The organism is Acinetobacter sp. GW821-FHT09D10, assembly GCF_059416285.1.
In genome coordinates this window covers 1-12215 of sequence record NZ_JBWKOW010000015.1, presented here as the reverse complement: position 1 = coordinate 12215, position 12215 = coordinate 1, and the positions used below count along the sequence as shown (strand labels likewise).

Genomic DNA, 12215 nt, shown 5'->3' with positions numbered 1-12215 from the left:
TTTTTATTAAATTTGAATACTAAATAGCATTTGCCGTTTTTTTACTTGTTGCCCTTGCTGTCCTAAAATATCTTCGACTACACCATCGACATCAGATCTAATCTGTTGCTGGATCTTCATAGCTTCAAGTACCAGTAAGGTTTGCCCTTTCACGACTTGATCGCCTTTATTGACCAAGATATTGATCACAGCACCATCCATAGGTGCACGAATTTTACCATCTCCCACAACATCAGCCGTTTCTGGAGCAGCGTAAGTCACATTGCGAATCGCAACATTGCCATTGTCTCGATCTAAATAAAGCTGATCGCCGTCTAAAACATATTGAACACGGCGGCGTATACCATCAACAAAATACGTTAGCTGCTCGTCTGTCTTTTCAATGACTTCAATACAAACAGTTTGATCACAGAGCTGTACCGTGAATGTGTTATTTACAGATGAAAGCTGTAACTGGATTTGCTGATCGTCATATTTTAGTTTTAAGGGTAATGGAACACCAAGCCCAGTTTGCCATACCGCAGTACCTTTATTTTGGCTAAATAATGCCGCGGCAATAGCCAAGGTTTCTAAAGATAAAACCTGAGAGTGTAAGCTGCTGTCATCTTGAAAATGCTGTTGAATAAAAGCCGTATTGGTATCACCAGCGACAACGACTGGATGACGTAATAAATTGACCAAGAATTGTTTATTGCTGTTTACACCAAGCAAAACACAATCATCTACAGCACGAGCCAGCAGACGAATCGCATCCTCTCGAGTTTTACCATATGCAATCACTTTAGCTACCATCGGGTCATAGAAAGGACTAACTTCATCTGTTGCTAACATGCCATGATCAATTCGTACATTTGGCAAAATTGTGGGCTTCCAACGTAGAACTTGACCTGTTTGCGGCAAGAAATCTTGGCGTGGATCTTCAGCATACAAACGGACTTCAATTGCATGGCCCTTGATGGACAATTCATGTTGTTGCAATGGTAAATACTCACCATTGGCGACACGCAATTGCCATTCAACCAAATCTAGCCCTGTAATAAGTTCAGTGACTGGATGCTCAACCTGCAAGCGCGTATTCATTTCTAGAAAATAAAATTCACCCGATGCATCAAGCAAAAACTCAACAGTTCCCGCGCCTACGTAAGCACATGCTTTGGCAGCCGCAACAGCAGCCTCTCCCATTTGCTGACGCAGTTCGGGTGTCATGACTGGACAGGGTGCTTCTTCTACAACCTTTTGGTGACGGCGTTGAATCGAACAATCACGCTCAAACAAATACACATAATTGCCATGCGTATCACCAAAAACTTGAATTTCAACATGGCGCGGCGCAATCACTGCTTTTTCTAAAATAAGCTCACCTGAACCAAATGCATTTTCAGCTTCTGAACGTGCAGTTTGTAAAGCCTCTACAAGCTGGGATGCCTGCTGAACCAAACGCATACCACGACCACCGCCACCAGCAGAAGCTTTCACCATAATTGGAAAACCAATCTGTTCTGCCTGTACTGCTAAATATTCAAGGTCTTGCCGATCTCCCTCGTAACCAGGCACGCAAGGTACACCAGCTTCAATCATGGCAATTTTTGAAAGTCGTTTACTCCCCATTAACTCAATTGCAGAAGCTGTCGGACCAATAAAAGTGATTTGATTGTCGATACAGGCCTGAGCAAAATCGGTATTTTCTGACAAAAAGCCATAACCCGGATGCACAGCATCCGCGCCTGTTTTTTTGCAAGCTTCTATAATTTTGGTAATTGAAAGATAAGATTCAGATACTTTAGAAGCTCCAATATAAACTGCTTCATCAGCTTCTTGGACATGGCGAGCATTACGGTCTGCATCGGAATAGACCGCCACAGTTTGATAACCCATTGCCTTTGCTGTCTGCATCACCCGAACTGCAATTTCACCACGATTAGCAACCAGTACTTTTGAAAATTTCATTGTTTTTATCCTTATCTTTTATTGCTCATCGGCCCAATTCGGCAACCGTTTTTGAATAAAAGCCATTGTTCCCTCTTGCCCTTCAACACCACCAACCGCTTGAGCAAATTGTTGCGCAGCATCATCAAGCAAATGATTTAATGGTTCATTGAGTGTTCGATGTAATAGTGCTTTCGTCATACGTGAAGCTTGTGGTGCAGAGCGTTTAATTTGCTGAATAGTTTCCTGTAATTCCTGCTCTAGCTCTAATTCATTATGAGCAAGCTGATGGACTACTCCGACACTGAGTGCCGTAGGTCCTTCAAAACGCATCCCCAACAAAGCAAGTCGTCTAGCCTGAGTTAAACCAATACGCTTCACTACAAAAGGAGCAATCTGCGCAGGAATTATTCCTAGCCCAGTTTCAGGCAATCCAAACTGGGCATTGTCACGGCTAATCGCAACATCGGAAACACATACCAGACCAAAACCTCCGCCTAGAACAGCCCCTTCTAAAATCACTACAACTGTCTGCGGGGCGGTTTCAACTTGCTCAAGCATGGCACCAAAACGGCGGTTAAAATCAGCATAAGGTTGTAGGCTACCGACATTGTTCGCTTCAACTCTCAAAGCTGCCATATCTTTAATATCACCACCTGCACAGAAAGTTCCTCCTTCACCACGGATGATGACCGCACGAATCGAAAGATCATCTTGAATAGCAGTAAAGACCTGTTGAATCGCATTAACCATATTCAAATTCATGGCATTACGGCTCTCTGGTCGGTTTAACCAGAGGTATAAAATACTGCCGTCTTGTTCTAATTGAATGCTGTCATCAATATTTAAAGCTTGTAGAGATTTGGAAAGTGTCATGGCTTATTCCTTATTTTATTTCTGTTTTTTAGGCAGGATGTCCATCAACTTACAAATAATCCCCAACATAATCTCATCGGCTCCACCACCAATAGAACCTAAGCGGCCGTCACGGTAAAGCTGAGATGCAGGGTTATCCCACATAAAGCCATTGCCACCCCAATATTGCAAACAGCTATCTGCAACTTCACGAGTTAAACGTCCTGCTTTTAGTTTTGCCATTGAAGCCAGCATGCTGACATCTTCACCGGCAATATGTTGTTCACACGCCTGATAAGTTAAAGCTTTGAGAGCTTCCACTTCAGTCATGAGTTCAGCAAAGCGGAAATGGATATATTGGTTATTGATGAGTGGCTGACCAAAAGTGGTACGCTCTTTGGTATAGGCAATGGTTTTTTGAATTAACGTTTCCAATCCTCCAATCGAATTGGCACATGCCCACAGACGCTCTTCCTGAAATTGCATCATCTGCATCATAAAGCCCATACCTTCTGCACCGACTAAATTACGCTGCGGTACACGCACGTTATCTAAATAAACTTGTGCTGTGGTGGTCGAACGCATTCCTAATTTATTGAGTGGTTCTGAAAAACTGATGCCTTTAGTTTTTGCGGGTACAATAATCATCGATTTATTGACGTGTGGTTTATCGTCAGAAGTGTTGGCTAAAAGGCAGAAAAAGTCGGCTTGTAATGAGTTGGTAATCCACATTTTGCTGCCGTTAATCACATAATCATCACCATCTTTTTTTGCTGTGGTTTTAATTGCCGCCACATCAGAACCAGCATGAACTTCAGATACAGCAATCGATGCCACATATTCCCCAGCAATGGCTGGTGTTAAAAACTCATCACGTAATTCTTTACGACCAAAACGTGCGAGAGCTGGTGTTGCCATATCGGTTTGTACACCAATTGCTAAGGGCACCCCACCACAAGTCGCACGACCAATTTCCTCAGCAACAACAAGGTTATAAGAATAATCTAAAGCTAAACCACCATTTTCTTCAGGCTTACAAATCCCTAATAAACCAAGGTCACCCATCTTTTTAAATACATCATGAATCGGGAAACGACCCACCTCTTCCCATTCTGGAATATTCGGATTCAGCTCATTTTCAACAAATTGACGAGCTGTACGGCGTAATGCTTCATGTTCGGCAGTAAATTTCATTACATTCTTCCTGATAATTTTTTTAATTGCGGTAAAAGTTGCTTAAAATCGAGACACCCCAAAACGGCTTGGATTCAATGCCCGCTGCTGTGCTTCATAAATGGTTTGTAAAAGGAAAATCAATAATTTTCGGGTATCTCGAGGGTCAATAATGCCGTCGTCATGCAACATGGCCGTATTGAAAAGTGCTGTAGACTGTTGCTCCAATTTCATGGCTGTACTTTGCTCCAGAAAATCGAGTATTTGAGGATTAGGCTCCTGACCTGAAGCTTTTTGCTTGCCTTCGGCCACAATACGTAAGACTTTTCCAGCCTGAGCAGCACCCATTACAGCAACATGTGAGTTCGGCCAAGCAAAAATGAAGTCTGGCGATAAACTACGTCCACACATCGCATAGTTGCCAGCTCCATACGACCCAGCTACCACAATCGAAATTTTAGGCACGGTACAATTAGCAACAGCTTGAATTAATTTTGAACCATGTTTGATAATACCGTTTTGCTCTGCATCGGTACCCACCATAAAACCAGTGGTGTTATGCAAGAACAATAGCGGGCGCTGTGTCTGTTCACACAGGTGAATAAACTGAGCTGTTTTCGCCGCACCTTGAGGGGTAATCGGACCATTATTGGTGATAATACCGATATGTAAGCCACCAATTTTTGCCCAGCCACAAACAGTTAAATCATCATATTCCTGCTTAAATTCAAGAAAATCTGAGTCATCAACAATTCGGGCTACCACCTCTTTCATATCGAATGGTTGTTTAGGATCACTTGGAATCACACCCAATAATTCATCGGCATGGTAACGAGGTTCTTTATAGACTGCATCAACTGGTTTGATCTGTTCTTTCCAGTTTAGATGCTCAAAAATTTCACGTGCAAGTCGAATACCATCGGCATCATTTTCTGCCAAATATTCAGCGGTTCCGGCAATTTGAGAATGCATTTCCGCTCCGCCCAATTCTTCAGCCGTTGCCACTTCACCAGTTGCAGCCAAGAGTAATGGAGGGCCTGCAAGAAGCATTTCGGTTTGTTTACGTACCGCAATGACATAATCAGAAAGCCCAGGTTGATAAGCACCACCTGCTGTCGCATTACCATGTACAACAGCCAGTTGTGGAATACCTTCTGCAGAAAGGCGTGCCTGATTGGCAAAGGTCATGCCACCGTAGGTAAATACTTCTGCTGCATAATTTAAGTTCGCGCCACCACTTTCGGTTAGCGTAATCAGCGGAAGTTTTTGTTCCAAAGCAATTTTTTGCAAACGCAAAGTCTTCTGCACACCCATGGGCGACATAGTCCCTCCCTTAATTGCACTATTACTTGCAGAGACTAGGCAACGCACACCACTAACAAAACCAATACCAGCAATCACACCACCACCAGCTTCCGAGCCATCTTTATCATCATGCATGTTGTAGCCAACTAAACCACAAAGTTCGATGAAAGGAGAGTCGGCATCTAGCAATAACCGCACGCGTTCATGGGGCAAAATTTTGCCTTTTTTATCGAACTTTGGTTTAGCAGCGTATGATTTATCAATGCTTTTTTGCTGAATTGCACGAACCTCACTCAACTGAGCAAGGAGTACATCTTTATTCTTTTGATACTGTTCACTACCAATAGCAATTTCAGATTGGAGAATGGTCATTCTTTATCCCTCACTCCAAGCCTGAATTATTGTTTTGCTCAGCTTTTTCAGTCTTATCTTTTTTAAAAATTTCAGGGATAAACGCACGATGGAAACCGTTATAAGATTCGCTATTTGTCGCATCGCCTAGCGGATACATTCGTGTTCCCTGCGATGCTGCCCCATCAATACGTAAGGTCACACCAGAGACAAAAGCCGCAGCATCAGATAACAAATAGCAAATTGCTGATGAAACTTCTGACTCGGTTCCCATGCGCTTTAAAGGCACATTGCCAGCAAGACTTGGAATAATCACCTTGGCAAAATCACCGCTATAATTATCCATGCCTGATGAAACAATCCAACCCGGCGCTACAGCATTCACTCGAACGCCAGATTTCCCCCACTCGACCGATGCTGTTTTGGTTAAGTTATCAACCCCCGAACGTGCAGCACCTGAATGCCCCATTCCTGGCATGCCACCCCACATATCGGCAGTCATGTTGACAATACTGCCACCATGTTTTGCCATCCATTGGTTATAAGCTTCACGCATTAAATAGAAAGTTGAATGCAGATTATTACGCACGACTGCATCAAAGCCGTTCGCAGAGATATTCTCTAATGCGGAAGGAAACTGACCGCCCGCGTTATTAACTAAACCATCAAGTTTGCCGAACTTCTCAATCACTTCAGCAATCATATTCTTAACTTGTTCTTCTTCTCGGTTATCACACACAACAAAATGAACGAGTCCGCCATCTTCTGTAATTTCTTGGCTTACTTTTTCCAGTTTTTCAATTTTGCGTCCTGTAATTACGACTTGGGCTCCTAACGCGGCAAGCTCATGGGCAGTACAACGACCAATTCCTGAGCCTCCACCGGTCACAATAATGACTTTATTGGCAAAGGCATCTGGTCTAAAAATTGATTGATAGCTCATCTTTGTTTCATCCATTCATTTTATTTTTCTAAAAGATTTGCCGGAACTTTTACAGGCATATCCAATAATTGTTGAGCAAATGCTTTGCCTTGTGGGTCAATACGCAGGCTTGCAACACCACCACCACCCAAGGCATTTTCCAACATAAAATTCACCGCATTTAAACCCGGCAATTCATAACGAATTACTCGTCCTTTTTCAGCATCCAAAACATGTTGCATATAGCTTGCAACAGCTTGCTCTGTGAGTGCCGCATGAATCCAAGGTAAATATTCTGCTTTACGCGCAATCACGCCAATATTGCTATGATTGCCTTTATCTCCACTACGAGCATGCGCAATTTCAATCAAAGGAACTTCAATTTCATCTCCTTGATAAACCGCACTTTCACCTGCTGCTAAAGTATTGAATTGCTGTGTAGAAATTCCTTGAGGAATCTCAACCGGATAACGTTTTCCATCAAAATCAACTTCCACATTGACCTGATTTTTATCAATTAAAAATGAAAATAACTTAATCACTGGAGATGCCTTAGGCCGCCCTCCAACAATGCCAGCCAAAGCTGGAGCCATTCCTGTTGAAGCCTGTGCAATTTCAGATGCAAAGAACATACAGGCTTCTTTAAACATGTGTTTTACAGCAATTTTGACGACTACTTCGCGGCTATTTATTACTTGGGCATGTGCGCCATAAGTACTTTCGATGCCTAAAATTTCAACAGACTTTTCACTAAAAGGAGGTACTGAACGCATGGCCAACACACGCTCACATTTAGTTAAAATGGCATCGGCAATGACTTGCGCTTTTTGTGGTGCTTCACGCCCTGCTATTAGAAAACTGACTAAAACCCGATAGCCATCAGGATAAGTTGCACTCACTTTATATTGTGCTGTAGGTGCTTGCCCTGTTGCACTAGTCACACGCACTCGATGCTCACCAACTTGTTCTAGGCGCACCTGACTAAAATCAGCAATCACATCTGGTAATAAATAGGCTTGTGGATTGCCAATTTCATAAACAATTTGCTCTGCAACTGTTGCGGTAGAAACCAATCCACCTGTACCTTGTGGTTTAGTGACTACAAATGAGCCGTCCTCACTGACTTCAACCACAGGAAAACCCATATTGTCGAAGCCTTGTACTAAGCGCCAATCAGTAAAATTACCGCCTGTACATTGAGCACCACATTCAATCACGTGTCCTGCCAATGAGCCTTGTGCCAACTTATCATAATCATCGAGCGACCATTGATATTCATGTAATAATGGAGCAAGAACCACAGCCGAATCTACAACACGGCCCGTAATCACAATATCTGCTCCAAAATTCAAAGCATCGCGAATGCCCACTGCACCTAAATAAGCATTACTACTCGCCACCTGATCTGGTAAAGGCTCGCTGCTAAACATTTCTTGAATATTTTGTTGTTTGAACTGTTCTTGCTTTGCTAAAAGATCATCACCTAAGACCACAGCCACTTTCAGGTTTAAACCATATTCACTAATTATTTTTTGCAAAGCATCCCGACAAGCAAACGGATTTACCCCACCTGCATTACTAATCACCTTAATCTTTTTTTCTGCAATTTTTTTAAGTAGAGGCGCCATCACTCGGCTGACAAAATCTAAGGCATAGCCATGTTTCGGCTCTACCATTTTCGCTTTTGCCATAATCGACATCGTAATTTCTGACAAATAATCAAAAACCAAATAATCAATATCGGTTAAATGCACTAATTGAAAAGCAGCAGTATTGGTATCTCCCCAAAATCCGGAGGCGCAACCTATCTTTACGACACGCTCATCATCCTGTTGATTACTTGCCATCTTATTTCTCATTATTTTGTTTAAAAATTATTCTCAACATTACCAAGCAAGCGCTTGGTTTGTAAAGAGCAAAATGTTATTGTGATGTTGACCAAATCTTCCAAAATCGATAATCATTCTGAAAATATGGTGAGATTTAGCAAAAAATTTGAGTATTCATTTTTTATTTAAAGGACCAAACCGCACGCATGATTGCTACTTCAATTGAACAGATTCCAAATATCTCTTGCTTTGATGACAGCCCACGTGGTCGTTTATTACAAGGTGCCGCATACCTATTTCACAAGCAAGGCTATGACAAAACTACTGTGCGTGAACTAGCTCAATTTATTGGAATTCAATCGGGAAGTTTATTCCATCACTTCAAAAGTAAAGATGACATCCTTGCCCATGTGATGGAGCAAACCATCATTTATAACCTCGCCCGTTTAGAAGATGCAGCAACTCAATCTACAGATCCAGAGCAACAATTACGTGCCCTAATTAAAGCAGAACTCATCTCGATTACTGGAGATACTGGGGCTGCCATGGCTGTGTTGGTTTATGAATGGTTTGCTCTTTCAAAAGAAAAACAAGATTATCTATTGAAAATGCGTAATGAATATGAGCAAATCTGGTTAGATGTTATTGAAAAGTTACGCACAAAGGGCAAGATAAAGCATGATGCCTTTATTTGGCGACGTTTAGTGGGTGGGGCGATTTCATGGACCGTAACTTGGTATAAACCTGAAGGAAAGGTCAAAATTGATGAAGTGACCGAAATGGTTTGGGAGATGGCTTTGAAATGAGTTCTGTCTATTTACGTAAACCTCAAATAAATGACTTGGCTGAAATTAAAGAAGCTTATGAGCGCAGTGTTCAATTACATCAACCGTGGACATATCCACCCTCTGACTTTCAACACTACCTAGCACAAGAACATCGTTATTTCGTTTGTCTAGAGAAAGGCCATACAATTGTCGGAACTTTTAATATCTCTAACATTATCAGAGGTTATTTTCACTCGGCTTACTTAGGTTATGAAGTATTTCATCCATATCAAGGCCTTGGATATATGAAAGCAGGTCTGAAATTATTACTCAAAGAAGCATTTGAAAACCTAAACTTACATAGATTAGAAGCGAATATACAACCTGAAAATATTGCTTCAATTCATCTGGTTGCAAATGCAGGTTTTATCAAAGAGGGCTTTTCTCGACATTATCTTCGAGTAGGTGGAAAAGAGTGGAAAGATCATGAACGTTGGGCGATTTTAAATGAAATGTGGAATAAAACTTCAGGATAGATAGATCAAGAATGTGATAAGGCAGCTTAAAAGCCACCTTATAAATAGACTTAATAACCCAACTGCTTACTAATCAAATCTTTCATAATTTCTTCAGCGCCACCACCAATCATATTGACCTTCACTTCACGGTAAATACGTTCAGACTTAGTTCCACGCATAAACCCCATACCACCCAAAGTTTGTACAGCTGCATCAGCACAAAATTGCATAGTACGTGTAGCAACATTTTTAAGCATTGAAATTTGAGCTACGAGCTCAGGCCCCTGCAACTTTGGTTGAGTCATTTTCCATGCAGTTTCTTCAAGTAATGCCCGTGTTGAGGTCAATTGTGTCGCCATATCCACCAACTTATGACGGACTACTTGATGATCAATTAATCGCTTACCAAATGTTTTACGTTGCTGAGCCCAATCTAAAGCTTCTTCATAACACACCAGTGCATAACCATAAGCCACCACACCTAAGAAAAAACGCTCCATATTAAAGTTATTCATAATCACTTTAAAACCAGCATTCTCTTTACCTAAAAGATTTGATACAGGCACTTTAACTTGGTCAAAATGCAAATGTGCTGTATCTGAAGCCCACCATCCCATTTTCTTTAAAGGTGTTTTAGTGATTCCTTCACTCTGGGCATCAATCAGCAACATCGAAATACCTTCAGCACCCGATTTAGTCGGGTCTGTACGTACCGCAACTGTATAGTAATCAGCGCGAATTCCTGAAGTGATAAAGGTTTTCTCACCAGAAACAATATAATAATCACCCTCTCGAACTGCCTTAGTCTGAAGTGCAGCAACATCTGAGCCACCACTTGGTTCAGTAATGGCTAAGGCAGAAATTTTTTCACCAGAAATAATACTCGGGAGAACTCTAGCCTTTAATTCCTCACTACCAAAATGCTGAATCGGTGGAGCACCAATGGTATGTACCATCAATGAGATATGTACTCCACCAGAGCCAGCCTTCGCCATTTCGATACCAGCCAACAATGAATAGAATGGATCAGCATCTGGAATACCACCATATTCTTCAGCAAACCCTAGTCCCAATAAACCAATCTCAGCAGCCTTCTTATAAAGTTCTCTTGGAAATGTCTCGGCTTCATCCCATTCATTGACAAAAGGTGTCATTTCTTTTTGTACAAATCGACGAACATTATCTGCAAAAGCAATGTGTTGTTCATTATAGTAAATTGGGTTGGATTGCATTTTTAGAGATATCCTGATGTTTTTATTTAATTCCAAGACATATCTTGGCATGTTTGGCATCAATCAAAAGTTGCAAGAATCTCCAATTTCTTGGCATAAAACATCAAACCCAATTATTCTTACTAAAATGCAAAGTCTATACTCTTAAACAGCAACGAAATCCACGAACCGCGTAATACGATTGTGCGCCATTATGATAAACAAAAATACGACCATAACGACGGTCAGCGAAAAGTGCTCCTCCTAATTTTCGCATGTCGTCTGGAGTTGCAAGCCAGCTTGATGTTTTAAGATCAAACTCGCCTAACTTTTGTAATTGATGATATTGCTCTTCTGTTAGAAGATCGACTCCCATTTCTATAGCAATATCGATTACACTATTTTTAGGTGGGTGATCTTTTCTAGACTCTAAAGCTTCACGATCATAACAAAGACTTCTACGGCCTTTTGGTGTCTCAGGAGAGCAATCCATAAACAAATATTCATCACTATGTTGGTCATAAGCCACCACATCCGGCTCTCCTCCAGTATTTTCCATTTCTTGCAATGACCATAGTTTATCAGGAGATTTAATTAGTTTAGTCTGCACACTCAACCACTCTATTCCTTTATGCCGATGTGAATTCTTTTCAAATCTATCTTTTAGTAGCTCAATCAGTGTTTCTATTTGCTTTGGAGCTAATTGCTTTTTAATTACCATTGGATAAATCCTTATATTTATTAAGCTGAACGTCCATCAAAATAATTTATTTTTATTTTTTCTAAATCCATGTCATCTATGCATCGAACATTAATAGCAAAGATAGCATTACCCTTTGCATCTGTACCTTGAGCATAAACATGAATACCACAAATTTTACAGAAATGATGGTTAATCACATGTTTGTTAAAAGTGTAATTCGCCAAATTTTCAGGGGTTTCTAATGAAATCTTAACTTGCTTACTTGGTAAGAACCAAAGCAAAGAACCTTTCTTCTGACATATTGAACAATTGCAAGATAAAACCTCTGATAACTCTCCTTCCGCTACAAATTTAATCGAACCACAATGACAACTTCCTTGATATTTCATTTTTCTTACTCTTTATAATTCTCATGCTACTTACTTTTCCAGTTTAAAAAATAACTTTCCATATAAAAATGTAATCTAATCCTACTTAAGTTTGAATTTAAAAGCCTATATGTTGGTTTAGAAGCCCATTTCTAAATCAGAACGAGCTCGAAATTTCTTTTATATAAAAAAGGACTCTTCTAGAGTTCTTTTTTATTGCCGTATTTTTCTAAATTCATTATTTTCGTATTTTATTACGCACATAAAAAAACACCCTCAACTGTTAA

Annotated in this window: 11 protein-coding genes; 2 read left to right on the top strand and 9 right to left on the bottom strand. The window is 40.8% G+C overall.

Annotation, left to right across the window (positions count from 1 at the left end; all coding sequences use genetic code 11):
- Positions 1-6 precede the first annotated feature (6 nt).
- From AC07M3_RS18895 to AC07M3_RS18870, 6 genes are read right to left on the bottom strand one after another with little or no spacing between them, the layout of a single operon-like run.
- Positions 7-1947, bottom strand: a complete 1941-nt coding sequence (locus tag AC07M3_RS18895; RefSeq protein ID WP_494568024.1) for an acetyl/propionyl/methylcrotonyl-CoA carboxylase subunit alpha — start codon at positions 1945-1947, stop codon at positions 7-9.
- 18 nt (positions 1948-1965) lie between these two features.
- Positions 1966-2802, bottom strand: a complete 837-nt coding sequence (locus AC07M3_RS18890) for an enoyl-CoA hydratase/isomerase family protein (protein WP_494568025.1) — start codon at positions 2800-2802, stop codon at positions 1966-1968.
- Positions 2803-2817: 15 nt separating this feature from the next.
- Positions 2818-3975, bottom strand: a complete 1158-nt coding sequence (locus tag AC07M3_RS18885) for an acyl-CoA dehydrogenase family protein (RefSeq protein WP_494568026.1) — start codon at positions 3973-3975, stop codon at positions 2818-2820.
- A gap of 42 nt (positions 3976-4017) precedes the next feature.
- Positions 4018-5631 (bottom strand): acyl-CoA carboxylase subunit beta, encoded by a 1614-nt coding sequence (locus tag AC07M3_RS18880; RefSeq protein WP_494568027.1) that lies wholly within the window; start codon positions 5629-5631, stop codon positions 4018-4020.
- A 10-nt stretch (positions 5632-5641) separates the two neighbouring features.
- The gene (locus AC07M3_RS18875) at positions 5642-6553 is read right to left on the bottom strand and encodes an SDR family oxidoreductase (RefSeq protein WP_026057069.1); all 912 of its coding nucleotides are present in this window, start codon (positions 6551-6553) and stop codon (positions 5642-5644) included.
- A gap of 20 nt (positions 6554-6573) precedes the next feature.
- Complete coding sequence (locus tag AC07M3_RS18870) at positions 6574-8379, bottom strand: acyclic terpene utilization AtuA family protein (protein WP_199991559.1); 1806 nt, start codon at positions 8377-8379, stop codon at positions 6574-6576.
- 188 nt (positions 8380-8567) lie between these two features.
- Between AC07M3_RS18870 and AC07M3_RS18865 the strand changes: the two genes are divergently transcribed.
- Together AC07M3_RS18865 and AC07M3_RS18860 are read left to right on the top strand one after the other, a co-directional pair.
- Positions 8568-9167 carry a TetR/AcrR family transcriptional regulator gene (locus AC07M3_RS18865; protein ID WP_056481861.1) on the top strand — a complete coding sequence of 200 codons (600 nt, stop codon included), beginning with the start codon at positions 8568-8570 and terminating at the stop codon, positions 9165-9167.
- Positions 9164-9664, top strand: coding sequence for a GNAT family N-acetyltransferase (locus tag AC07M3_RS18860; protein ID WP_494568028.1), 501 nt, complete (start codon positions 9164-9166; stop codon positions 9662-9664). Before AC07M3_RS18865 ends, AC07M3_RS18860 begins: the two co-directional genes overlap by 4 nt.
- Before the next feature lie 50 nt (positions 9665-9714).
- On the opposite strand, the gene AC07M3_RS18855 is transcribed toward AC07M3_RS18860, so the two are convergent.
- From AC07M3_RS18855 to AC07M3_RS18845, 3 genes are all read right to left on the bottom strand, one after another.
- A complete protein-coding gene (locus AC07M3_RS18855; protein WP_494568029.1) occupies positions 9715-10878 on the bottom strand; it encodes an acyl-CoA dehydrogenase family protein in 1164 nt (387 codons plus the stop codon).
- A 136-nt stretch (positions 10879-11014) separates the two neighbouring features.
- The gene (locus AC07M3_RS18850) at positions 11015-11578 is read right to left on the bottom strand and encodes a DUF4256 domain-containing protein (protein WP_307013636.1); all 564 of its coding nucleotides are present in this window, start codon (positions 11576-11578) and stop codon (positions 11015-11017) included.
- A 20-nt stretch (positions 11579-11598) separates the two neighbouring features.
- Positions 11599-11949 (bottom strand): GFA family protein, encoded by a 351-nt coding sequence (locus AC07M3_RS18845; RefSeq protein WP_307013638.1) that lies wholly within the window; start codon positions 11947-11949, stop codon positions 11599-11601.
- Between the last annotated feature and the right edge of the window lie 266 nt (positions 11950-12215).